The following is a 23,311-nucleotide window of genomic DNA, read 5'->3' as shown; positions in this document are numbered from 1 at the left end:
TATCCCCAAAAATCCCTAAAACTATGAGTGAAACATCATTTAACAACGTTACGTTTGACATGCCAAAATCTCAATCTAATTCCATTAAAGTAATTGGAGTTGGAGGTGGAGGAAGCAATGCTGTAAACCACATGTTTATGCAAGATATTAAAGGAGTCGATTTTGTAATATGCAATACCGATGCCCAAGCCTTGCAAAATAGTCCAATTCCTAACAAGGTGCAATTAGGAGCTAGTTTAACATCTGGTTTAGGAGCTGGTGCCAATCCTGAAATAGGAGAAAAAGCGGCAGAAGAAAGTATGGAAGAAATTCAGACCATGTTAAACTCTCAAACTAAAATGGTGTTTATTACTGCCGGAATGGGAGGTGGTACTGGTACCGGAGCAGCACCTATCATAGCAGGAATTGCTAAAAAAATGGATATTTTAACCGTGGGAATTGTTACCATGCCTTTTCAGTTTGAAGGAAAAATGAGAGCCAAACAAGCTCAAAAGGGGATTGATGAGTTAAGACAAAATGTAGACTCGTTGATTGTAATAAACAACAATAAGTTAAGGGAGGTGTATGGAAATTTAGGGTTCAAAGCAGGATTCTCTAAAGCTGACGAAGTATTGTCTACAGCAGCAAGAGGGATTGCAGAGGTAATTACACATCATTACAAGCAAAATATAGATTTACACGATGCAAAAACAGTACTGTCTAACAGTGGTACAGCCATCATGGGGTCGGCCAAAGAAGCAGGAGCAAATAGAGCACAAAATGCAATTGTAAAAGCATTGGATTCACCTTTATTAAACGACAACAAAATTAGAGGTGCAAAAAATGTTTTATTGCTAATTGTTTCTGGTGCTGATGAGGTAACACTAGATGAAATTGGAGAGATCAACGATTTTATTCAAGAAGAAGCAGGCTACGATGCCAACATTATTATGGGGGTAGGTGAAGACATGGGGTTAGAAGATGCAATTGCTGTAACGGTTGTTGCTACAGGTTTTGCCATCGATCAGCAAAAAGAGTTTACCAACACAGAAATTAAAAAAGTATATCATACACTTAATACAGAGCAAACAGCACATTATAATTTTGATAAAGATCAGCAGTCGTACGTAAGACCTCAACAGGTAACAAAGCAATCTTTAGAAGAAGAGATAGAAAAAACTGTAGAAAAAGAAAAAGTAGTGCATCAGTTGTTTGAAGAAGAGGAAGTTGTGGCTCCCAAAAAGCCCACAGTATCGGAGCAAACTACTTTAGAGAACCAATTGATAGAAACTACGCAAGCCATAGAAAATATAAAAGTAGACTGCCAAGAAATACAAGCGGAAAAGCCCAAAGCAGAAGAGTCCATTTCAGAAGATGATTTTGTGATTAATGATGTAACATTAGATTTGTTTTCTGTCTTAGAACAAGAAGAGGAAGTAAAAAAGCAAGAAGAAATTAATGTGTTCGATTTGCCAGTTCATCAAGCGGTAGAAGTAAAAAACGAAAGTATTAGTGTTTTTGATATTCCAGTGGTAGATGCTGAAGAAGTAACGGTTCAGAAACCCGTTAAAGAGGTGATTGATGTAAATAATATTCCTGTTTTTGATGCGGAAGAAGTAGTTTATGAAGCTCCTAAGAGAAAAGTATTTACTTTAGAGGATGATGTTCCTGTTGCAGAAACACAAGTCCAACAAGTTGCAGAGGAAGAAGAGGATTTTGGAATTAAAAGATACACCTTGCCCAAAACGGATGAATTTCAGCCGACAATTAAAAATGCATCGATGCCTGTTTTTAAAAAAGAGGAAACTCCTAAAGTTAGCAAAGAAGAAAAAACACCCAAGGTAGAAGAAGAGTTAAAGTTTGAAGTGAGAAAAACCAAAGAAGTACCCTCTGAATCAGAAGAGCAAGTATCTCCTTTAAATTTAACAATTTCGGAATTAAGAAACTCCTCTGAGAAAAGAAAAAGTACTATGAAAAAGTACAATCACCGTTTTAAAAATACGGCTTACAACGAAGATTTGATAGAGGATATTGAAAAAGAGCCTGCTTACAAAAGGCTGGGAGTAGATTTAAGCACCAAACAAGATGTAGAAAAACTATCGAGGTCTAGTGTTCAAGTAAACGAAGAAGGAGTTACGATTAGAAGAAACAATTCTTTTTTGCACGATAATGTAGATTAAACAAATAACAATTATAACAAAAACTAAAAAACGCTACAATCTATAAGGTTGTAGCGTTTTTTTGATGTATTTATTTTTAGTTAGATTTTGTATCTCATTAAAAAACCTCCGTGAAAACTTCCCAAGACCAAAGCAGCATTTCTAGAAGCTTCAATTTTTCTCTCTCCATTATTGTTTTTTAGTTTGTAGGTTTCCAAATTGGCGTTTAAATAACCCAAATTAAGTCCAATACAAAAATTAGATCCAATATGTCTTAAATAACCAAAAGTGGCAGAAAAACCAATGTTACCTCCTTTTAAGGTTTGTTTGGTATCTATTTCTATTTCTTGATGGTAATAAAAATATCCTACAGAAGGTTCAAAAAAAGCTTCGTTTTTATCGTCTCCAAAAAGGAAAGAAGACATAGCACTAGCACCTATATAATGCAACTGGGAGCTGTTTTGTAGGTTGCCTTCTTCTAGTTGTCCATCTATAATATACAAAGAGGTGTTCTCTTCGCCATGGTTTTTGTTTAGTAAATATTTTAAACCCAAACTGGTGTTTTTTAAAAAGGGAGTTTGGTAATAGCCAGTAATTCCGTATTGAATTCCGTTGGTTACTGTTTGTGTGATTTTACGTTGAAACTGAGATGCTGTTTGTTCGCCTTCAATTCTGTGCGTTGCATTTACGTTTACATCTATAAAAAATCCTTTTTCTTTATGACTTTGTGCGTGGGTATAAAAAAACAATAGCATAAAGAGGGAAACAAAAAAGTTAACTTTTGATTGTAACATAACTATGGTAGATTGATTTGATTTCTAAATTTTTTGTTAAATATAAAAAGGTCTTAGCAAAAACTAGCTAAGACCTTTTTTAAAAATAAAAATAATTATTTTTTAAGCGTGAATAGCTCTATCATCTGTAGCGGCTAAACAAGCTTCTTTAAAAGCTTCTGTATAGGTTGGATGTGCATGAGACATTCTAGAAACATCTTCAGCAGAAGCTCTAAACTCCATCGCAACAACAGCTTCGGCAATCATGTCTGCTGCACGAGCACCAATCATGTGAACTCCCAAAATTTCATCGGTTTTACTATCGGCAAGTACTTTAATAACACCGTCTATATCCATACTGGCTCTGGCTCTACCTAAAGCTCTCATATGAAATGTTCCAGATTTATATGCTATGTTTTCTTCTTTTAGCTGTGCTTCGGTTTTACCAACTGCAGCAACTTCTGGCCATGTATATACAACTCCAGGAATTAGGTTGTAATTAATATGTGGTTTTTCTCCAGCAATTAATTCAGCCACCATGGTTCCTTCTTCTTCTGCTTTATGAGCCAACATGGTTCCTTTAACAACATCACCAATAGCGTAGATGTTTTCTATGTTGGTTTGCAAATGTTCGTCGGTTTCTATTTGACCTCTTTCGTTGGTTTTTATACCAATATTATTCAAGCCCAATCCGTCGGTATAAGGTTTTCTTCCTACAGAAATCAATGCATAGTCTCCTTCAAATACAATTTCTTCTCCTTTTTTGTTGTCAGCAGTTACTTTTACTCCTTCTCCTGTATTACTTACAGAGGTAACTTTATGGCTTACATAGAATTTTAACCCTTGTTTTTTTAACGATTTTTGTAGTTCTTTAGACATCAAGTCATCCATTCCAGGAATGATTTTTGGCATGTACTCAATTACCGAAACTTCTGCTCCCAATCGTTTGTAAACTTGTCCTAATTCCAAACCAATAACACCTCCACCAATAATAATTAAGTGTTTAGGAACTTCTTTTAGTTTTAGTGCTTCGGTAGAAGTAATGATACGTTCTTTGTCAATATTGATAAACGGCAAGCTAGACGGTTTAGATCCAGTAGCAATGATGGTTTTAGCAGATTCTATTTTTTCTACAGAACCATCGTTTTTATGAATGTTGATATGGGTGGTGTCAAAAAATTCGCCACGACCTTCAAAAACATCAATTTTGTTTTTATCCATTAAATAAGTAATTCCCCCAGTAGTTTGCTCTACAACCTCATTTTTTCGTTGTATCATTTTAGGGAAATCTAATGAAACATTGTCCACTCCAATTCCGTGTTTGTCAAAATGCGTTAAAGCATCATGATAGTGATGCGATGAGTCTAACAAAGCTTTAGATGGAATACATCCTACGTTTAAACAAGTACCTCCCATTGTGCTGTACTTTTCAATAATAGCCGTTTTTAATCCTAATTGTGCGCATCTGATGGCAGCCACATATCCTCCAGGTCCAGAACCGATAACAGTAACATCGTACTTGCTCATGAAAATGTATTTTTTAGATTTATTGTTACCAGCAAAATTAAGTAAAATCGACTTGAAAGCTCTTTATCTAAGTTTATAAAACGTTTTTTTACTTTTTGTTGATTTTTATAGTTTTTGTTAAATAGGAAAGCCTAGTATTTTTCCATATCCTACGGTAAACAACCAACCGCCATAAATGGTATGTTCTACGCTAACCCAAAACCAAGATTTTGTTTTAGAATAGGTAAAAGCAAAAATATAGCCCCCTATAAAAGTCATGATCATTACCAACCAATTGTGAAACATTAAATGGGCAATAGAAAACAGAAAAGCATTGATTAGATAGAAATGTTGAGCGGAATAGGTAAGTTTTCTGTAGCGATAAAAAAAGAATACTCGGTATACATATTCTTGTGGAATTACAGATAAAAAAGTATACAAAATCATCATCTTAATCCACAACCAAGGCTGAGTAGTGATGGAAATAAACAACAAATCAGGGTCATTGTGTCGGATGTAAATATAAGTGGCTGTAAAAATTATAAAAGAGCGATACCCCACTTTTTTCCAAAACTTGATAGGTTTTACTTGTTTGGTTTTTTTAAACAAAGACTTGTGGTAGTAAATGCTTTTTTGAACAACAAACACTAGCGGAATTATCGATACAATTAGCTTGTCTAAAACAGTAATTTCTGGCACTGCTAAAAATACAGGAAACGCAACAAAAAAGATGATGAGTTCTACTAGGTGTTTGTTAGAGATCATAGTATGTAAGTTGCTAAGTTAAGTATATGCGAGTGCTAGAATTAAATCAATTGTTGTTGGTACTTTTTCTGAAAATACAAAAAATAGTTATATAGTAGATAGTTAACTTCGTAACCGTAATCAATCAGCGGATTGTACTCAATTCTCATGCAATACAAATTGGCATTAAATCTGTTTGGTTGATTGACTCTTAAATTCCACTGATTTACTAAAAACTGATTTTTGATTTCTAAATATTTTTGACTGTAAAATCCTCTTTGCTTTGCGTTTCCTACCAACCATGTGTTAAATCCAGGGTCGATAATTATAATTTCGTATTCTTCTTCTTCGTTTACAATTTTAATAGTATCTGTGCCAATGCTGTTGGTTTGTTTAGTAACAGCAGTTTTTTTATTAGGTGCAGATGCACAAGCCAAAGCCGTAATAAGAATTATGCACAAGGAAATATATTGAAAATAGCGAAGTCTCATATCTTAAAGCTTTCTTGTTAAGATACAAAAAGAGCTGTAAATCGTCAAGATAATTTTTTTACATCTTTAGATGTTTTATAGTTGTTTAACAGTTCAGTTAGAATTTGATGAAGGAGGTTTTTACACTTATTCATTGAGTACTCGGGGCTAAATTTGTTAAATAAATTATCAAAATGTTTTTTTGGATGGATGTGATTTCTACTCGTTTGAATAAACTTTATGTCTTCTTTAGAAGAAGAAATAATACCTATTTCTTCAGAAATCAATATTAACTCTTCAAATGATAGTTCAAGAATTCCATTTGTTTTTTTAGGTTTTCTACTCTTCATAATTTTTTTATATTGATTTGTTTTATAAAAACATATTTTATGATTCAAATAAATACCAAACAATATTCCTTCTATTAAACTTCCAATTAATGCCATTGTAGCTATATTCTGTTTGTGATCATGACAAAAAATTATTTCAGTATACCTGTCGATTAATATTTGATTTAAATTACTATCAAAACAAAAACTATTAATAATTCCTTCGATTTGATTTTCGCTGAATTTAGCGGTATTCTTCAGCACTATATTGTCTTGTATAGTGTCCTTAGAAAAAGAGGAGTTGAGTTTTTTCTCCAGCCACTTTTTGTATAAAGTATATTTCCCGTATACAGGAGCATATCTTCCTTCAAAAAAAGTTATTGGATAAAAATGGTTTTGGTTTTTGTAGAACTGATTGTATTTTTTTAAGTAAAAACCATTATGGATTCTATAGTATTCCAAAAGGTCATTGTTATGAAATCCAGTTTTGAAAGCAGATAGAGGGTCTACATGTTCAGAATTTTTAATAAGCTCATTAATGGCATCTAATTCATTTTTAAAAATAGCTTTAGTACCTTCTCCAAAATTTTCATAAAACCTATATAATTCATTCTTTAGAAATGAAATTCCATCAACCTTTTGTATATAATTTAATCCATCTTCAAAAGTGGTGAATTCTTTAAGTTGAGAATATGTTTCTCCTTCTTCTAAATATGGGTCGTTTTCAGCATCTTCTTTTGTTGCAATTTTTGTTATTCTAAAAGATTCTTCATTCTCTTTGGCTTGTGTTTTAAATTTTAAAATATCGTAAAGAATATCACTTTCAACAATATCTATGTTGTTTTGAATGATATCTTCAATCCTATCATCAAAATAAAAACCTTCTTCAAGTATAGTGTTGTCTCTTTCAGATTTAGGAAAAGAATTTCTAAACTCGTTGATTAGTATGTCTAAAGAGGATTTTAGTTCAGTAGGTATTTCTCTTTTCTCATAAATAATTGCTTCCAGAATATCAGGAATATGATTTTCTTTTTGATGAGAAAAGTTGTAAAATATGTTTTGATATATGTTTTTATTATAATTGGTTATAGGATATCCGTATTTAGCTTTTATGTCTTCCCAATCAAATTTTAAGTGGCTTAAATTGTTTTTCATTTTCTAAAGTTAGCATTCTAAAGATATGCAAAAAGAGCTGTTTGTTAATTAAAACAAACAGCTCTTTTTTTATAGATTAAATATGTTTTACAACAACCCAGCTCTTTTTAACAAAGCATCGGGTTTGGGTTCGTGACCTCTAAATTGCTTGTACAAATCCATTGGGTTTTGAGTTCCTCCTTGGCTTAGTACAAAGTCTTTGAATTTAGTTGCAGTTTCTTTATTAAAAATTCCTGTTTCTTTAAAATATTCAAACGCATCAGCATCTAAAACTTCTGCCCACTTATAAGAATAATATCCAGCAGAATAGCCTCCTTGAAAAATATGAGAAAATGAGGTGCTCATGCAATTTTCTGCAACATCAGGGTACAATTGTGTGCCTTTAAAGGCTTCTTTTTCAAAGGTTTTTACGCTTATTGTATTGTTTGAATTGCTACTTGCATTGCTGGTGCTATAATTAGAAAGGGTTTGTCCGTGCCATGCCATGTCTAAAATTCCAAAACTAAGTTGTCTTAAAGTTTGCAATCCCTCTAAAAAGTTGGCTGCTTTTTTAATTTTATCTATTAAGTCAATCGGAATAACTTCTTGTGTTTGGTAATGTTTGGCAAACAATTCTAAGGCTTCTTTTTCGTAACACCAGTTTTCCATTACCTGACTAGGGAGTTCTACAAAATCCCATGAAACCGACGTTCCAGACAAACTAGGATAAGTAGTGTTGGCTAACATTCCGTGTAGCGCATGACCAAACTCATGGAACAAGGTTGTTACTTCGTTAAATGTTAGTAAACTAGGTTTGGTAGCGGTGGGTTTGGTAAAGTTGCAAACAATAGAAATGTGAGGTCTTGAGTTTTCGCTATTGGCAATCCATTGATTTTTATATGCTGTTTTCCATGCACCGTTTCTTTTACCTGGTCTTGGATGAAAATCTGCATAATAAATAGCTATAAACTCTCCTTTATCATCGTATACTTCGTATGTTTTAACATCTGAATGGTATTTTTCTATATGGCTAACTTCTTTAAAGTTTAGTCCATACAGGCGGTTGGCAATTTCAAAAGAACCATTGATAACATTTTCTAACTGAAAATAAGGTTTTAGGAGTTCTTCATCAAAATCAAACAACTCTTGTTTTAGTTTTTCGCTGTAGTAAGCACCGTCCCATTTTTGTAACTGTTCTACGCCGTCTTTTTTAGCAAAGGCTTTTAATTGCTCAAATTGTTCTAGGGCTTTGGGCTTGGCTTTTTGTAAAAAATCTTCTAAAAATTCAGTTACTTTTTCTGGCGAAGTAGCCATTCTGTCTTCTAAAACAAAATCAGCATGGTTTCTATATCCTAACAAAATAGCTCTTTGATGACGTAACTCAACAATACGCAATACAATTTTTTCGTTGTTATAGGCATTGTCCTGAAATCCTTTTTTACCAAAAGCAATAGCTAATTGTTTTCTTAACTCACGGTTGTCTGCATAGGTTATAAACGGAATGTAACTAGGGTAAGCTAGGGTAAAAATCCATCCTTCTTTGTTGCTTTCTTTAGCTGTTTGTGCGGCATCTTCTATAGCTCCTTCTGGTAAGCCAGAAAGTTCTTCTTTGTTTGTGATATGCAATTGGTAGTTGTTGGTTTCTGCCAATACATTTTCCCCAAAGGTCAAAGATAGTTTAGATAGTTCGTTGTCTATTTTTCTTAAAGTTGCTTTGTCATCATCGTTTAGATTGGCTCCGTTACGAGCAAATCCTTTGTATTTTTTTTCTAACAACATGGCCGATTCTGCGTTTAGATCTAGTTGATCTTTTTTGTCGTACACTTTTTTAACGCGTTTAAACAGCGTGGTATTTAGGCTAATGTCGTTAGAAAATTCTGTTAGTTTTGGAGAAATTTCTTGAGCTATTTTTTGCATCTCGTCATTGGTTTCTGCCGAGTTTAGGTTAAAAAATATAGAAGAAATTCTGCTCAATCGGTGTCCTGCATATTCTAATGCTACTATGGTGTTTTCGAAATTAGGAATTGCCGTATTGTGGGTAATTAGGTCTATTTCTTCTCGGGCTTCTTGCAATGCAAATTCAAAAGCCGGAATATAGTGCTCGTTTTTAATTTGCTCAAAAGGAGCGGTATAAAAGTCTTGTAATAAAGGATTGTTTGTCATGATTGTACTTATTAAATTAAACCTTTCGATTTGATTTCTATATACTTGTTAATAGTATCAATGGTTAAGTTCTCTGGAGTGGTTAGGATGGAGTTGACTCCGTATTTTCTTAACTCTAATACCATTTGTTCTTTGTCGTAAATAAATTTTTCAGCAACAATTTTTTTAACAATTTCAGACTCGGTACGTGTTTTTTCTTTTGTCAAATCTAAGATTTCTTTGTTTTTAAAGAAAATTACCAGTAATAAATGGTTTTTGTTTATGGCTCTTAAGTAATCCAATTGGCGATGCAATGCATCCATACTATCAAAATTGGTAAATAGAAGTAGTAAACTACGTTGTTTTATGCGTTGTTTGATAGTACTGTACAGCATTCCAAAATCTGATTCTTGGTAATTAGTTTCTACATTGTATAAAGATTCTAAGATTAACCCCATTTGATGGTTTCTTCTTTCACAAGCTACATAATTCATCATCTTTTTAGAAAAAGAAAACAAACCTACTTTGTCTTGTTTTTGGATGACGACATTGCTTACAATTAAACCAGAATTGATGGAATGGTCTAAAAGGCTCAATCCATCAAATGGCATTTTCATGGTTCTACCTCTGTCTAGCAAAAGGTACACATGTTGTGCTTTTTCATCAACAAATTGATTGACCATTAGTTGGTTTTTTTTGGCAGTAGCTTTCCAGTTAATGTCTCTTATATTGTCTCCTTGTATGTATTCTTTTATTTGTTCAAACTCGTAAGAGTTTCCTATACGTCTTATTTTTTTTACTCCATAGGCTGCAGATAAGCTTTGAATCGTTTTTAAGTCAAACTGTTTTAATCGTAAGTAAGAGGGGTAGTTTTTAACTACCGCTGCAGGATTTAAGCTGTATTTTTTGCTAACAAAACCTAATACTGATGATATAAAAATCTGTGTGCTTCCAAAATTGTACTCTCCTCGCTCAGTTGGTTTTACTTCGTAGCTATAAGTTTGGGTGCTGTGTCCTTTAATTTTTTTGAATAGTTGAAAATCGCGAATTTGAAACTGAAATGGAAGTTCATCAATAATAAATAATGCAAGTTCTAAATTATAATGGTTGCTAATCTCTAATTGTACTTTGTTAAGATCTCCATTAGAAAATTTTTCGGGTAAAATTCGCTTAGCTGTAATACCATTTTTAACTGTAAACAATACTAAAAAATCAATCAAAACAATACCGCCAAAAACAGCAAGTAGCAATACGCAGAACAAAAACAAGGGTTTTACAAAAAAGCTAATTACAAAACACACCACAAAACCAAACAAAAAGTAAAAAAACAAATTGTTTAGATAAAAGCTACCGTAGGCTTTTTTTATACCTTGCATAGGTGTTGATGAGGTCATAAATACTAGGATGGAATTTCTGTAGCTTGAATACTTTCTTTAATAATCTGTGCTGCTGTAATACCTTCCATTTCTCTTTCGGGAGTAACAATTACACGATGCTGTAATACCGGAACTGCAATATGTTTTATGTCTTCTGGGGTTACAAAATCCCTTCCGTTAATGGCAGCAAAAGCTTTAGAGGCCTTTAGCAAAGCCAAACTTGCTCTTGGAGATGCTCCTAGATACAAAAATGAATTGCTACGCGTACTTACTACCAAATTTGCAATGTACTGAATAAGATGAGGTTCTACAATTACCTGTTTCACTAATTGTTGATAGGCTAGTATTTGCGATTTGTCTATACTTTTTGTGATCAAATCTAGTTGGGGAGCAACTGTTTGGTGTTCTCTTGTAATAATGTCTATTTCTTCTTCAAGATTAGGATAGTCTACAGTAATTTTAAACAAAAATCGATCTAACTGAGCTTCGGGCAAGCGATACGTTCCTTCTTGCTCTACTGGGTTTTGTGTGGCTACAACAAAATAAGGAGCCTCCAACGGATATTTTTTTCCATCAATGGTAATTTGTTGTTCTTCCATTACCTCAAACAAAGCAGCTTGTGTTTTAGCGGGAGCACGGTTAATTTCATCAATCAATACTAAGTTTGAGAATATAGGGCCTTTCTTAAACTCAAATTTAGAGGTTTTTAAATCAAAAATAGAAGTTCCCAGTACATCTGATGGCATTAAGTCTGGGGTAAATTGTATGCGTTGATAATTTATATTTAAGGTTTTGGCTAGCAATTTAGCGGTAACTGTTTTGGCAACTCCAGGTACTCCTTCAATCAGCACATGTCCTTCGCATAACAGGGCGGTTACCAATAAGTTTAGCATATGTTTTTGTCCTACTATAACTTTGGATAATTCTTGTTTTAGGTTTTGTACCCCCGAATGTAATTCGGACAAATCTATTCGGTTCGAAAATTCTAATTCTTCCATGCTTGGGTATTTTTGTAAAAGTTTTCTATTTCTTGGTTAAGCTTATGAAGCAGCGTTATGGACGAGGTTTCTCGTTCTTTTAACAAAGTGATGAGTCTTAGCAAATCTCTGGTTTTAACAAGGTCATATCCCGATTTTAAACTCAGTTGTTCTGCTAAATTTGTATTGGTCTTGTCGGTAATTAAATGGTATCGGGTTCTGATATTTCTGAAAAAAATGTGAATCTTTTGCTCTATGATTGGCTGAAAATTATCGGCTTCTTCATACAGCAAGGCTACGGTGCTTACAAAATCTAAACTAGTATTTCTTACTTTTGGTAGAATAGGGATTACACGTTGCTTTCTTTTAGCATTGATTAGAATAAACAGCAGCAATCCAAAGAGTAAAAGATTCCATGCCCAACGCAATTCTATCTGAGATTTGATAAAACGCAAAGGACTAGAAATAACCTCTTTTGCGATTTTTACATTGCTGTCAAACAATAAAAGTTTCTGTGTTGGTTCACTTTGCAAATTTTTTTCCGTAAGATGTGTTAATAACGTATTGATGTAGGCCGTAGAGTTACTTTTAAGAAGTTCGTAGTTGCTAAAAATTTCAGGATGTGCATGCAAGTAGAAAAAACCATGTTTGTAGCGAACCTTGATAAAGGTAGCTCTGTTTTTAAGTATGGAGTCTTTTGTTGTAAAGATCGCTTTTCCCAATACCTCAATATTGGTGCTGTCCAAAAAATAGGGTTGATAATATTTTAATTTTGGCACATAGGTAAGCTTAGATTGATTCTCTTGTGTAGACAGTTGTATGGGAAGTTTTTGATATAGATTTTTTTCTGTTTTATTATGAGTAATACCCAATGAGTCTAGTAGTGTTTTGGTAAAATAATTTGCACTGATAAAGGCACTATTTCCCTCTCCAATACATTGTAGCAATTCGTTTTCAGAAGTCCTGTCGGGCTTATATTTGTCAGCAATTGTCAAGTACAATTTGTTTTTTTGTAGGGTGTCAGATTTCTTTTTTTTGGACTGGTACTCGTAAAAAGTTTCTTTAAGCTGCACTATCTTGTACTCTTTATAAACCGTACGTAGTTGCTCGTAAAACACTTTAATATCAAAAGGTGCTGTTCCTTCCTCGTCATAAGTTTTTTTCCAGTTAATTTTTTGAGGGCTTACATTGTCTAGCCATCCAATTAACATGGTAAATACAATGATGATACTTCCTACAATGATAATTTCTTTCCTTTTCATGTGTTTAAGGTGTTAGAAAATTGATGATAGGTAGTAGAAATTTTATCGTACAAATTTACATCAATAACAAACTCTCCATACCAAACATAGGTATAGTAGTAAGAAATGGATGCAAAGCTTTTGTGGTAAGGTTTTTCTTCTAGTTCCAGTTGGTAATCTAGATTGGTTTTTTGAGCATTTAGTTGCAAAGCTCCCTTTTTTGATAATAGTTGTAAGGCTTTTAGATAGTGATATTTTACCGCCAAACGATAATTTTTTTCTTGTTCTGCTTGATTTATTAAAGACTCAAAATTAAGACCTTCAATAGATTCTATATCATCGTTGTAAACAAGGGTGTTGTCTTTGGTGTTGTTTTTAAAAATCCAACGTCCTTCTTTATAAAAAAAGATTCGGACAATTACGTAAACAACTATAATAGCAATAAAAGTATACACTAATATTTTAAACCAATAAAGTTGATGATGATGCAGTCCTAAAAAATCAAAAAAGTGCTGTATTTTTTGTGCGAACCATTCTTTAAGGTCTAGAGACCAAGAAGGAGGATGATTTTCGTAAATATATTCCTTACTTTGGTAAGCTTCTTTATAATTATCGGGAATTTTTCTCGGTATTTGATCTTTAGATGCAGCTACAATAGTTTGTATCCCAAGAAAGAAAAAAATAGTGAAATTACTTAAAATTTGTTTCATGATTTGGGAGCTAAAGTGACAATTTTAGCGACTTTATTAGGGTAAATTAAAAAATAATAAGCAATCAGGGCAAGGGTAGATAGAATGATTCCGAAGGCTAAAAACGTGGGCATATCGTTACCGTATCTAGAAACAAATCCCTCTAAAAAACCTGCGGCAATGGTAAAGGGAAAGGTGGCAATTAAAAGTTTAATACCGTCTCTAATTCCTCTTTTTAACGAAGCCACACGGGTATGTGTTTTTGGAAATAGAATGCTAGCACCAATCATAAAACCAATGCCTCCTTCTATAACAATAGCAAAAATTTCCATCGCTCCATGAATCCATATACCTTTTAAACTTTGAAGAAAAACACCTTGTTCTGCAAAAAAATATTGAAATGCACCCAACATAATTCCGTTTTGTAGCATCACATAGCCTGTTCCAATTCCGCCCGTAATTCCTAAAGAAAATGCAAGCAAGCCTACCTTTAGGTTGTTAAAGGTAATTCCAATAAAGCTACCCCAGTTGCTGCCACCTGCATAGACTGCGGTGGGATTTCCATTTTTAATATTTTCAAGGGTTTTGTTTACATAACCATCCGAAAGAATTAAGCGAACAAAAGTATCATCGTAAATAGCAGAAATAACACCAATGGCAACAGAAATTCCAAACATAACAAATGCGTATAAAAAATAGCGTTTGTATTGGTGCATAAGCAAAGGCACATCGACTAAAAAAAAACGGAGAATTTTACTTTTGTCTTCCTTTTTGTTTTTGTAAATGCGCTGAAAAGCCAAAATAGTCAGGTGGTTTAAATATACAACCAGCTTGCTTTTTTTGTAGTAGGTTTGGGCATAAGCCAAATCGTTTACAAGGTGTAAATACAGTTGAGATAATTCCTCTGGATTGGAATTGGTTTTTTGTTGAATTGCATTTTCAAAACGCAACCATTTTTCTTTATTTTGTTTGATGAATGCAATCTCTCTCATAGAGTAACAAATAACACGATTAAATGGCAGAAATACAAATTACAACCACGCAAAATGTGACCTTAGATTTTAAAGCTGCCGAACTCAATCATCGGATTTTGGCTTGGCTGATTGATGTATTGATAAAATCTGCATATATTACGCTAATAAGTCTGCTTGTCTATAAATTACTAGGCTTAGAAAGTTATATCAATAGTTTAGATAGATGGTCTCAGTGGTCTGTTTCTATAGTTATCGGTTTACCAGTTACGTTTTATACGCTTTTTTTTGAGACGGTTTTAGGTGGGCAGACACTTGGGAAAAAAGCAATGAAAATAAAGGTATTAAAGTTAGATGGTTATCAGTCTAGTTTTTTAGATTACTTTATCCGTTGGGTAATGCGTATTGTTGATATATATGCATCGTTAAGTTTTGTTGCGCTGATAAGTATAGGAAGCACAAAAAAGGCACAAAGAATTGGAGGAATGGCTTCGGGAACAGCGGTAGTGAGTTTGAGAAACAAAATAAACATAAGCCACACTATTTTAGATGAAAACTTAAAGAGTAATTACCAGCCCGTGTATCCGTCTGTAATTAAACTATCAGACAATGATGTGCGAATTATAAAGGAGAATTTTGTAAAAGCGAAAAGAAAGAATGATCAGGTTTTGTTGAATAAATTGAAGAATAAAATTTGTGGAGTGATAGATGTTCAGCTAAATGAGGAGCATCACACAGAGAGATTTATTGAAACCATACTTAAAGATTATAATCATTTTACACAAAGTATGACATAAAAAAAAGAGGCTTAAGCCTCTTTTTTTATTGTAATTAAGCCTCTGAGACTCCTATTTCATCTAATTCGTCTACTTCACTTTTAGGATCAGGTCCATATTCATTAGAACCATATTCACCTTCTTTGCATACAAGAACCAATAACCAAATAGCTCCTACAAGTGGTATAAGACAGATAAAAATCATAAAACCAGGTTTTCCGATATCATGGAGCCTTCTTACGGTAACGGCAATACCAGGGATTAATAATGCAATAGAATATAACACACTAACGTATGCTAAAAACTCAAGTCCAGTTATGAGAGCTAAGAGTTGTATTCCCCAACCAAATAAAATATTGAACAATACAAACATCCAATATTCTTTTCTTCTTGCACGCCCTTTAAAATCAGCGTACTGTTTTAAAACTTTTAAATACCAATTCATTTTTTTGTTTAATTTAAGTTGTTCGAAAATTACATAAAAACTAAAGAATTAAAAAACATAAGATGCTATAGTTTTGTGAAATATAACAGCTTCTTTTAAAATGTTTTTTCAAAATATTTGCTAGTTTAAAAATCTATATTAAATTTGTTGCAATGAATTTAGATACAACAAATACTTGGTGGTGGTACACTCTTAAATTTTAAGCGTGAGAATTACTATTGTATTTTATGAACATAAATATAAAAAGGCTTATCTCACGATAAGCCTTTTTTTATAGTGCCCTAACTCTATGAAGAAATTACAGTTTAAGACCATTATTAAAGAACAAATGGCAGATACAGTAACCCCTGTATCCATTTATTTAAGGCTGAGAGATCGTTTTGCAAACACGGTGTTGTTAGAAGGTTCAGATTACCACTCTAAAGAAGAAAGTTACTCGTTTATTGGAATAGATCCTTTGGTGCATATCAAAGCAGAAGACGATGCATTAAATTTGTATTACAGAGAAGATCTACTTAGCAGTGCTCCGTTGCAAAGAAATTTTCATGAAATTTTTCAGTACTACTGTAACTTAATTCAAACAGATTCTCCAGAACAATTCAAATCCATCAACGGATTGTACGGATATACAACTTACGATGCTGTACAGTATTTTGAAAACATTAAGCTCAATGCCAAGCAGGCAGATTCTGCCATTCCACTATTGCATTACAGTTTTTATCGCTACGTAGTGGTCATCAATCATTTTAATGATGAGATGTCTATCATAGAAAATTTACCTACAGGAGAGGCTTCAAATATTGATGAAGTGGTTACCATTGTTAACAATCCTACCTGTCAAACACAAAAGTTTTCTTACGATGCCAATAGCGAAACATCAAGCTGTACAGACGAGGAGTTTAAAGAATATGTAAGAAAGGGAAAAGCACATTGCAAAAGAGGAGATGTTTTTCAGATTGTATTGTCTCGTCAGTTTCAACAAAAATATAAAGGAGACGATTTTACCTTGTACAGAGCCTTACGCTCCATCAACCCTTCTCCTTATCTGTTTTATTTTGATTATGGAAATTTCCGTTTGATGGGATCCTCACCAGAGGCACAAATCAAAGTAGAAAAAGGAGTAGCCACCATCAACCCAATTGCAGGAACATTCCGTAGAACAGGAAATGCAAGAGAAGATCATTTGTTGGGCGAAAAATTATCCAACGATAAAAAGGAAACTGCAGAACATGTTATGTTGGTCGATTTGGCTAGAAATGACATGAGCAAGCATGCCGATAATGTTACTGTTGAGGTGTTTAAAGAAGTACAGTATTTTAGTCATGTTATTCATTTAGTATCAACAGTCGAAGGAATTATTAAAGAAAATCCCTTAAAAGTGGTAGGGGATACTTTTCCTGCAGGAACGTTGAGCGGGGCACCTAAATACAAAGCCATGCAATTGATTGATCAGTACGAAGCACAGTCTAGAGGTTTTTACGGTGGGGCTGTAGGAGTTATCGGATTGACAGGTGAAGTGAATTTAGCTATCGGAATCCGATCGTTTGTAAGTAAAAACAATACCTTGTATTATCAGGCAGGAGCTGGTATTGTTATTGACTCTACCGAAGAAGGAGAATTGCAAGAGGTAAACAACAAATTGGCCGCACTAAAAAAAGCATTGGTGATGGCAGAGAAAATATAAATTAGTAATGAGTAGGTGGTACAAAGTACAAAGTTAGCTTAGCTACTGTACTTGTTACTTAATACTCAGTACTCACTACTATAAAAATATGAAAATATTAATATTAGACAATTACGATTCTTTTACCTATAACTTAGTACATATGGTAGAAGACATTACAGGAGAAAAGCCAGATGTGTTTAGAAATGATGAAATTCCCATCGAGGAAATTCAAAATTACGATATAATTATGCTGTCTCCTGGTCCTGGGGTTCCTGATGAGGCTGGAATCTTAAAAGAAGTTATTGCTGAGTATGGAGCAACCAAGCCTATTTTTGGAGTGTGTTTAGGTTTGCAAGCTATTACCGAAGTCTATGGAGGGAAAATCATTAATATGGACGAAGTCTTTCATGGAGTAGCTACAGAGATGAAGGTAACAGACAAAGAGGCCATTTTGTTTAAAAACACACCAGAAAAATTTTCTGCAGCCAGATACCATTCCTGGATTGCAGACCCTAAGAGCATGCCAAAAGATTTAAAAGTAACTTGTGTAGATGAAGATGGTGGCGTGATGGCCATTCAACATACCAAATACAATGTAAGTGCTGTACAATTTCATCCAGAGTCTATCCTAACACCTGATGGCGAGGCAATGGTAAGACAGTTTATAGAAAACGCAAAATAAAAGCTTTTAGCCATTTGATAATTGCCAAGAGCCAAGAGTAAAAAGCTAAATAGAATGAAACAATTACTATCTAGATTATTCCAACACGAAAAACTAAATCAAGAAGAAGCCAAGCAAATCTTGATACGTATAGCCAACAAAGAGTTTAACAATTCTCAAATAGCTTCTTTTTTAACCGTGTTTTTAATGCGACCTATTACGGTAAACGAACTTGCAGGTTTTAGAGAGGCTTTGTTAGCCTTGGCGTTAAAGGTAGATTTATCAGAGTTTAATACCATTGATTTGTGTGGAACAGGCGGAGATGGTAAAAATACCTTTAATATTTCTACTCTTACATCTTTTGTAGTAGCTGGTACGGGGCACAAAGTAGCCAAACACGGAAATTATGGAGTTTCTTCAGCCTCTGGATCTTCAAATATGTTGGAGTATTTGGGATATCAATTTACCAACGATGAAAGTACACTAAAGCATCAGTTAGAAAAAGCAAATATTTGCTTTTTACATGCTCCTTTGTTTCATCCAGCCATGGCAGCAGTAGGTCCAGTAAGAAAAGAGATGGGAGTAAAAACTTTTTTTAATATGTTAGGACCTCTGGTAAATCCTAGCTGTCCTCAAAATCAATTGGTGGGAGTATTCAATATGCAAGTAGGAAGGTTGTATAAAAATATTCTGAGCAAAACTTCTGATAACTTTGCTGTTGTTCATGCTTTAGATGGTTATGATGAAATTTCGTTAACTGGACCGTTTAAGATATATAGCAAAGAAGACGAGCAAATAATTGCTCCCAAAGATATAGGCATACAACCTATTGAACCTTCTGCAATTTTTGGAGGAAACAATGTGCCAGAAGCTGCAGCAATTTTTACTTCTATTTTAGATGGAAAAGGAACCGATGCACAAAACAATGTAGTACTGACCAATGCTGCTTTTGCCTTAAAAACGTTTGATGCCAATATTTCTTTTAAAGAAGCATTTGCCACAGCAAAAGATAGTTTGATGAAAGGAAAAGCCAAAGCATGTTTAAGTAAATTAGTAAACGATTAACAAAAACAGTGTACAATTAAACTTAGAATGTTACAGTTGTTTATCGAAGATAAAGAATACTAGTTAATTGCCCATTGTGCATTTTTAATGAAAAGAAAATGAGTACAATTTTAGATAAAATAATAGAAGCTAAAAAGAAAGAAGTAGCAAAGATAAAAGGAGAAGTTCCTGTGAAAAAATTGGTAGAAAGTCCCAATTTTAAAAGAACTCCCTTGTCGTTAAAAAAGTCCTTATTAGAAGTAGGGTCTACAGGAATTATTGCAGAGTTCAAAAGACAATCACCTTCAAAAGGAATTATAAACGACAAAGCAGATATTTTAGAAGTAACCAATGGTTATTTAGATGCCAATGTGGCCGCACAATCTATTTTAACCGATACGGCCTTTTTTGGTGGAACGATGGTCGATTTAATGAAAGCACGTAGCATTAACGAAGTGAAGCCTATTTTAAGAAAAGACTTTATTGTAGATGGTTTTCAGATTGTAGAGGCCAAGGCTATTGGTGCTGACGTGATCTTATTGATTGCAGCTTGTTTAACCAAAGAAGAGTTGAAAAATTATGGACAATTGGCCACGGATTTAGGAATGGATGTGCTGTACGAAATCCATACCCAAGAAGAGTTGGATAAAATTGACAATCCAGATGGAAAAATCATCGGAATTAACAACCGAAATTTAAAAACCTTTAAGGTAGATTTGGAACACTCCATTCAGTTAGCTGCAAAAATTCCAGACAGTTGTGTTAAGGTTTCTGAAAGTGGAATTAGTGATCCTAAAATTATTATGGGATTGAAACAATACGGTTTTCAAGGGTTTTTGATTGGAGAAAATTTTATGAAAACAGACAATCCAGGACAAGCTTGTAAAGAGTTTGTAGGGCAATTGTAAAATAGTAGTAAGTATCAGGCAACAAGTAGCAAGTACCTGATACCCGATATTCAATACTTGATACGATGTTAATAAAAGTTTGTGGAATGAAATTCGAGAAGAATATAAAAGCTGTAGCTGGGTTACAACCAGACTATATGGGTTTTATATTTTATCCAAAATCGCCAAGAAATTTTGTAGGCGACATTCCTAAGGTTGATGAAAATATTAAAAAAACAGGCGTGTTTGTCAATGCTTCTGTACAAGATGTCGTAGAAAAAGTAAAACAATATGAGTTTAAAGCAGTACAGTTACATGGGTCAGAATCCGTAGCCTATTGTCAGGAACTCAATAGTTATGATTTAGATATCGAGCTATTTAAAGTCTTTTCAATTAAAGACGAGTTCGATTTTAGTGTGTTGGCTAACTACGAACCTTTTATAAATTACTTTTTGTTTGATACCAAGGGGAAAGAAAAAGGAGGAAACGGATATACATTTGATTGGTCGGTACTTAAACAATATCCATCTACCAAACCGTTTATACTAAGTGGAGGCATTGGGGTAGATGAGTTGGCAAAAGTAAAAGAAATATTACAAACAGATTTGCCTATTTATGCTTTGGATATCAATAGCAAGTTTGAAGACCAACCAGGGTTAAAAAATATAGAATTGCTAAAGCAATTTTTTAATGAAATAAAACAGAAATAATAATTAGTGCAGTGTATTTAGTATAAGGTACAAAAAAAGTTTGTCTATTATGCTTAATACTCAGTACTCAGTACGATATAAATTATGTCAGAATTTCAAGTAGATAAAAATGGGTACTACGGACAGTTTGGAGGAGCATATATTCCAGAATTACTGTATCCTAATGTAAAAGAACTGGAAGATAATTATTTAGAAATTATTCAATCCGAAGCTTTCCAAAAAGAGTATTTGTACTTGTTAAAACAATATGTAGGAAGACCTACTCCTTTGTATTATGCACCCAATTTATCTGATAAATATGGAGCACATATTTATCTAAAAAGAGAAGATTTAAACCATACAGGAGCGCACAAGGTAAACAACACTATTGGGCAAATATTAATAGCCAAACATTTAGGTAAAAAACGAATTATTGCCGAAACAGGTGCTGGGCAGCACGGGGTGGCTACGGCTACTGTGTGTGCTTTAATGAACTTAGAATGCATAGTGTTTATGGGGGAGGTTGATATCAAACGTCAAGCCCCTAATGTGGCTCGTATGAAAATGTTAGGAGCAAAAGTAGTAGCTGCTACTAGTGGGAGTAAAACACTAAAAGATGCAACCAACGAGGCAATTCGTGATTGGATTCAGCATCCAGAAGAAACCTATTATTTAATTGGATCCGTAGTAGGGCCACACCCTTATCCAGATATGGTGGCTAGGTTGCAGGCAATTATTTCGGAAGAAATTAAATGGCAACTAAAAGAACAAACAGGAAAAGAAAACCCCGATACTATTATAGCTTGTGTAGGAGGAGGTTCTAATGCTGCAGGTGCTTTTTATCATTATATGGATGAAAAACAAGTAGAATTGGTAGCTGTAGAGGCAGCAGGTTTAGGAGTAAATTCAGGAGAGAGTGCTGCAACCTCGCAATTAGGACAAGTAGGGGTAATACACGGATCTAAAACTATTTTAATGCAAGATGAATACGGGCAAATTGTGGAACCTTACTCCATTTCTGCTGGATTAGATTATCCGGGTGTAGGGCCTTTGCACGCACATTTATATCACAGCAAAAGAGGAACCTTTTTAAATGCAACCGATCAAGAAGCTTTGGATGCAGCTTTTGAGTTGACAAAACTGGAGGGAATTATTCCAGCTTTGGAAACATCTCATGCATTAGCTGTGTTACCAAAAATGGACTTAAAGAAAAATCAAGTTATTGTGATCAACTTGTCGGGAAGAGGAGATAAAGATTTAGAGACGTACATCACAGAGTTAGAAAAAAGAGAAGCATAAAAAAGTATATCAAGTTAAAAAAGTGAAAGGTTTGTCATGTTTGTACGGTTGAATGCAAAAAACAATTTTTAAACCTTCAGCTTTACAAACTTTCAACTATAAAATATGAGTAAATTAAGTCAATTATTCGCTGAAAAACCTAACCGTTTGTGTTCGGTATATTTTACTTCTGGTTATCCTAAATTGAATGATACAGGAACCATCATCAAAAATTTAGAAAAAGCAGGAGTTGATTTTTTGGAAGTAGGATTGCCCTATTCTGATCCGATGGCGGACGGACCTACCATACAGGAAACGAGTTCGATAGCATTAAAAAACGGAATCAACTTAGATTTGATTTTTAATCAATTAGAAGAAATTAAAAACCAGGTAAGTATCCCTTTAATCGCGATGGGGTATTTTAATCAGGTAGTGCGATATGGAGCTGAGAAGTTTTGTGAAAAATGCCAGTCAGTAGGAATACAAACGTTGGTGTTGCCAGATATGCCTATGATAGAGTATGAACAGACTTACAAATCAATGTTTGCAAAATATGGTTTGTCTAATGTGTTTTTAATTACCCCGCAAACGTCTGAAGAGCGTATTAAGAAGATTGATGAAATGACAGATGCTTTTATTTATGTAGTGGCTTCATCATCTATTACAGGAGCAAAAGGAACCATTTCTAAAGCTCAAATAGATTATTTTAACAGAATTAAATCGTACAATCTAAAAAGCACTTTAATTGCAGGGTTTGGAATTTCTAGCAAAGATACTTTTGATACTGTTTGCGAACATGTAAATGGAGCAATTATTGGTTCTGCTTTTGTAAAGTACGTAGGTGCCAATGGTGTGGATAAAATTGATAATTTTGTAAAAGAAATCATAGGAAACTAAAAACAAGATATTATGAATTTATCTAAAGAGGTAATGACCAAAATGAAAGAAGCCATGAAAGCAAAAGATGCAGTGGCTTTAGAGGCGTTAAGAGCTATAAAATCGGCAATATTACTGGCACAGACTGAAACAGGATCTAAAGAAGAAATTTCTGAAGAAGCTGAAATTAAATTGCTGCAAAAATTAGTGAAACAACGTAAAGATTCGGCTGCTTTGTATACCGAGCAAGGAAGAGAAGATTTGGCAGAGCCAGAATTGGCACAGGCTGAGGTAATTTCTGAGTTTTTACCAGCGCAAATGACAGAAGAAGAATTGAAAGCTGCTTTGACTAAATTGATCTCTGAAACAGGAGCTTCTTCTATTAAAGATATGGGAAAGTTAATGGGGGTTGCATCTAAAGAATTTGCAGGAAAAGCAGATGGGAAAGCAATTTCTGTTGTAATAAAACAATTATTGTCTTAACTCTAAGAACAATAGC

At 33.8% G+C, this 23,311-nt stretch carries 22 protein-coding genes; 10 read left to right on the top strand and 12 right to left on the bottom strand.

The window, feature by feature from the left end:
- Positions 1–23: 23 nt before the first annotated feature.
- On the top strand, positions 24–2,159 hold the full coding sequence (gene ftsZ, locus FS85_RS0107810) for a cell division protein FtsZ (RefSeq protein WP_010135599.1): 2,136 nt from the start codon (positions 24–26) through the stop codon (positions 2,157–2,159).
- Positions 2,160–2,239: 80 nt separating this feature from the next.
- On the opposite strand, the gene FS85_RS0107805 is transcribed toward ftsZ, so the two are convergent.
- The 11 genes from FS85_RS0107805 to FS85_RS0107755 all read right to left on the bottom strand — a co-directional run bounded on the left by FS85_RS0107805 (position 2,240) and on the right by FS85_RS0107755 (position 14,511).
- The gene (locus tag FS85_RS0107805; RefSeq protein ID WP_010135598.1) at positions 2,240–2,932 is read right to left on the bottom strand and encodes a hypothetical protein; all 693 of its coding nucleotides are present in this window, start codon (positions 2,930–2,932) and stop codon (positions 2,240–2,242) included.
- A gap of 102 nt (positions 2,933–3,034) precedes the next feature.
- The gene (gene lpdA, locus FS85_RS0107800; RefSeq protein WP_010135597.1) at positions 3,035–4,438 is read right to left on the bottom strand and encodes a dihydrolipoyl dehydrogenase; all 1,404 of its coding nucleotides are present in this window, start codon (positions 4,436–4,438) and stop codon (positions 3,035–3,037) included.
- A 117-nt stretch (positions 4,439–4,555) separates the two neighbouring features.
- Complete coding sequence (locus FS85_RS0107795) at positions 4,556–5,182, bottom strand: CPBP family intramembrane glutamic endopeptidase (protein WP_010135596.1); 627 nt, start codon at positions 5,180–5,182, stop codon at positions 4,556–4,558.
- A gap of 41 nt (positions 5,183–5,223) precedes the next feature.
- Complete coding sequence (locus tag FS85_RS0107790) at positions 5,224–5,652, bottom strand: DUF6146 family protein (RefSeq protein ID WP_010135595.1); 429 nt, start codon at positions 5,650–5,652, stop codon at positions 5,224–5,226.
- A gap of 44 nt (positions 5,653–5,696) precedes the next feature.
- Positions 5,697–7,115, bottom strand: coding sequence for a hypothetical protein (locus tag FS85_RS0107785; protein WP_010135593.1), 1,419 nt, complete (start codon positions 7,113–7,115; stop codon positions 5,697–5,699).
- A gap of 87 nt (positions 7,116–7,202) precedes the next feature.
- On the bottom strand, positions 7,203–9,257 hold the full coding sequence (locus tag FS85_RS0107780; RefSeq protein WP_010135592.1) for a M3 family metallopeptidase: 2,055 nt from the start codon (positions 9,255–9,257) through the stop codon (positions 7,203–7,205).
- 11 nt (positions 9,258–9,268) lie between these two features.
- On the bottom strand, positions 9,269–10,630 hold the full coding sequence (locus FS85_RS0107775; protein ID WP_033194643.1) for a DUF58 domain-containing protein: 1,362 nt from the start codon (positions 10,628–10,630) through the stop codon (positions 9,269–9,271).
- Positions 10,631–10,635: 5 nt separating this feature from the next.
- On the bottom strand, positions 10,636–11,610 hold the full coding sequence (locus tag FS85_RS0107770) for an AAA family ATPase (protein ID WP_010135590.1): 975 nt from the start codon (positions 11,608–11,610) through the stop codon (positions 10,636–10,638).
- On the bottom strand, positions 11,598–12,851 hold the full coding sequence (locus tag FS85_RS0107765) for a hypothetical protein (RefSeq protein WP_010135589.1): 1,254 nt from the start codon (positions 12,849–12,851) through the stop codon (positions 11,598–11,600). Before FS85_RS0107765 ends, FS85_RS0107770 begins: the two co-directional genes overlap by 13 nt.
- Positions 12,848–13,540 (bottom strand): hypothetical protein, encoded by a 693-nt coding sequence (locus FS85_RS0107760; RefSeq protein WP_010135588.1) that lies wholly within the window; start codon positions 13,538–13,540, stop codon positions 12,848–12,850. The genes FS85_RS0107765 and FS85_RS0107760 overlap by 4 nt, the downstream gene beginning before the upstream one ends.
- Positions 13,537–14,511: a stage II sporulation protein M gene (locus tag FS85_RS0107755; protein WP_010135587.1), complete on the bottom strand. Its 975-nt coding sequence runs from the start codon at positions 14,509–14,511 to the stop codon at positions 13,537–13,539. The genes FS85_RS0107760 and FS85_RS0107755 overlap by 4 nt, the downstream gene beginning before the upstream one ends.
- A gap of 23 nt (positions 14,512–14,534) precedes the next feature.
- Here FS85_RS0107755 and FS85_RS0107750 point away from each other — a divergent pair, with 23 nt between their 5' ends.
- Positions 14,535–15,287 (top strand): RDD family protein, encoded by a 753-nt coding sequence (locus tag FS85_RS0107750; protein WP_010135586.1) that lies wholly within the window; start codon positions 14,535–14,537, stop codon positions 15,285–15,287.
- A gap of 34 nt (positions 15,288–15,321) precedes the next feature.
- On the opposite strand, the gene FS85_RS0107745 is transcribed toward FS85_RS0107750, so the two are convergent.
- Complete coding sequence (locus FS85_RS0107745) at positions 15,322–15,711, bottom strand: DUF805 domain-containing protein (protein WP_010135584.1); 390 nt, start codon at positions 15,709–15,711, stop codon at positions 15,322–15,324.
- Between the two features lie 289 nt (positions 15,712–16,000).
- Here FS85_RS0107745 and FS85_RS0107740 point away from each other — a divergent pair, with 289 nt between their 5' ends.
- The 8 genes from FS85_RS0107740 to FS85_RS0107705 all read left to right on the top strand — a co-directional run bounded on the left by FS85_RS0107740 (position 16,001) and on the right by FS85_RS0107705 (position 23,295).
- Positions 16,001–17,395, top strand: coding sequence for an anthranilate synthase component I family protein (locus tag FS85_RS0107740; protein WP_010135583.1), 1,395 nt, complete (start codon positions 16,001–16,003; stop codon positions 17,393–17,395).
- A gap of 88 nt (positions 17,396–17,483) precedes the next feature.
- Positions 17,484–18,059, top strand: a complete 576-nt coding sequence (locus tag FS85_RS0107735) for an anthranilate synthase component II (protein ID WP_010135582.1) — start codon at positions 17,484–17,486, stop codon at positions 18,057–18,059.
- A gap of 54 nt (positions 18,060–18,113) precedes the next feature.
- Positions 18,114–19,103 carry an anthranilate phosphoribosyltransferase gene (trpD, locus tag FS85_RS0107730; RefSeq protein ID WP_010135581.1) on the top strand — a complete coding sequence of 330 codons (990 nt, stop codon included), beginning with the start codon at positions 18,114–18,116 and terminating at the stop codon, positions 19,101–19,103.
- A gap of 98 nt (positions 19,104–19,201) precedes the next feature.
- On the top strand, positions 19,202–19,990 hold the full coding sequence (trpC, locus tag FS85_RS0107725) for an indole-3-glycerol phosphate synthase TrpC (protein WP_010135580.1): 789 nt from the start codon (positions 19,202–19,204) through the stop codon (positions 19,988–19,990).
- Between the two features lie 65 nt (positions 19,991–20,055).
- Positions 20,056–20,679: a phosphoribosylanthranilate isomerase gene (locus FS85_RS0107720; protein WP_071585709.1), complete on the top strand. Its 624-nt coding sequence runs from the start codon at positions 20,056–20,058 to the stop codon at positions 20,677–20,679.
- A gap of 84 nt (positions 20,680–20,763) precedes the next feature.
- Positions 20,764–21,957, top strand: coding sequence for a tryptophan synthase subunit beta (trpB, locus tag FS85_RS0107715; RefSeq protein ID WP_010135578.1), 1,194 nt, complete (start codon positions 20,764–20,766; stop codon positions 21,955–21,957).
- Between the two features lie 105 nt (positions 21,958–22,062).
- On the top strand, positions 22,063–22,833 hold the full coding sequence (gene trpA / locus FS85_RS0107710) for a tryptophan synthase subunit alpha (RefSeq protein WP_010135577.1): 771 nt from the start codon (positions 22,063–22,065) through the stop codon (positions 22,831–22,833).
- Positions 22,834–22,845: 12 nt separating this feature from the next.
- Positions 22,846–23,295: a GatB/YqeY domain-containing protein gene (locus FS85_RS0107705; protein WP_010135576.1), complete on the top strand. Its 450-nt coding sequence runs from the start codon at positions 22,846–22,848 to the stop codon at positions 23,293–23,295.
- Positions 23,296–23,311 lie beyond the last annotated feature (16 nt).

This window comes from Ochrovirga pacifica, from assembly GCF_000220525.1.
Taxonomy (GTDB): Bacteria; Bacteroidota; Bacteroidia; order Flavobacteriales; family Flavobacteriaceae; genus Ochrovirga; species Ochrovirga pacifica.
This window is presented reverse-complemented; position numbering and strand designations above follow the sequence as displayed.

Coding starts and splice junctions, on each gene's coding strand:
- ftsZ (WP_010135599.1), top strand. CDS start 24: ATGAGTGAAACATCATTTAACAACGTTACGTTTGACATGCCAAAATCT.
- FS85_RS0107805 (WP_010135598.1), bottom strand. CDS start 2,932: ATGTTACAATCAAAAGTTAACTTTTTTGTTTCCCTCTTTATGCTATTG.
- lpdA (WP_010135597.1), bottom strand. CDS start 4,438: ATGAGCAAGTACGATGTTACTGTTATCGGTTCTGGACCTGGAGGATAT.
- FS85_RS0107795 (WP_010135596.1), bottom strand. CDS start 5,182: ATGATCTCTAACAAACACCTAGTAGAACTCATCATCTTTTTTGTTGCG.
- FS85_RS0107790 (WP_010135595.1), bottom strand. CDS start 5,652: ATGAGACTTCGCTATTTTCAATATATTTCCTTGTGCATAATTCTTATT.
- FS85_RS0107785 (WP_010135593.1), bottom strand. CDS start 7,115: ATGAAAAACAATTTAAGCCACTTAAAATTTGATTGGGAAGACATAAAA.
- FS85_RS0107780 (WP_010135592.1), bottom strand. CDS start 9,257: ATGACAAACAATCCTTTATTACAAGACTTTTATACCGCTCCTTTTGAG.
- FS85_RS0107775 (WP_033194643.1), bottom strand. CDS start 10,630: ATGACCTCATCAACACCTATGCAAGGTATAAAAAAAGCCTACGGTAGC.
- FS85_RS0107770 (WP_010135590.1), bottom strand. CDS start 11,610: ATGGAAGAATTAGAATTTTCGAACCGAATAGATTTGTCCGAATTACAT.
- FS85_RS0107765 (WP_010135589.1), bottom strand. CDS start 12,851: ATGAAAAGGAAAGAAATTATCATTGTAGGAAGTATCATCATTGTATTT.
- FS85_RS0107760 (WP_010135588.1), bottom strand. CDS start 13,540: ATGAAACAAATTTTAAGTAATTTCACTATTTTTTTCTTTCTTGGGATA.
- FS85_RS0107755 (WP_010135587.1), bottom strand. CDS start 14,511: ATGAGAGAGATTGCATTCATCAAACAAAATAAAGAAAAATGGTTGCGT.
- FS85_RS0107750 (WP_010135586.1), top strand. CDS start 14,535: ATGGCAGAAATACAAATTACAACCACGCAAAATGTGACCTTAGATTTT.
- FS85_RS0107745 (WP_010135584.1), bottom strand. CDS start 15,711: ATGAATTGGTATTTAAAAGTTTTAAAACAGTACGCTGATTTTAAAGGG.
- FS85_RS0107740 (WP_010135583.1), top strand. CDS start 16,001: ATGAAGAAATTACAGTTTAAGACCATTATTAAAGAACAAATGGCAGAT.
- FS85_RS0107735 (WP_010135582.1), top strand. CDS start 17,484: ATGAAAATATTAATATTAGACAATTACGATTCTTTTACCTATAACTTA.
- trpD (WP_010135581.1), top strand. CDS start 18,114: ATGAAACAATTACTATCTAGATTATTCCAACACGAAAAACTAAATCAA.
- trpC (WP_010135580.1), top strand. CDS start 19,202: ATGAGTACAATTTTAGATAAAATAATAGAAGCTAAAAAGAAAGAAGTA.
- FS85_RS0107720 (WP_071585709.1), top strand. CDS start 20,056: ATGTTAATAAAAGTTTGTGGAATGAAATTCGAGAAGAATATAAAAGCT.
- trpB (WP_010135578.1), top strand. CDS start 20,764: ATGTCAGAATTTCAAGTAGATAAAAATGGGTACTACGGACAGTTTGGA.
- trpA (WP_010135577.1), top strand. CDS start 22,063: ATGAGTAAATTAAGTCAATTATTCGCTGAAAAACCTAACCGTTTGTGT.
- FS85_RS0107705 (WP_010135576.1), top strand. CDS start 22,846: ATGAATTTATCTAAAGAGGTAATGACCAAAATGAAAGAAGCCATGAAA.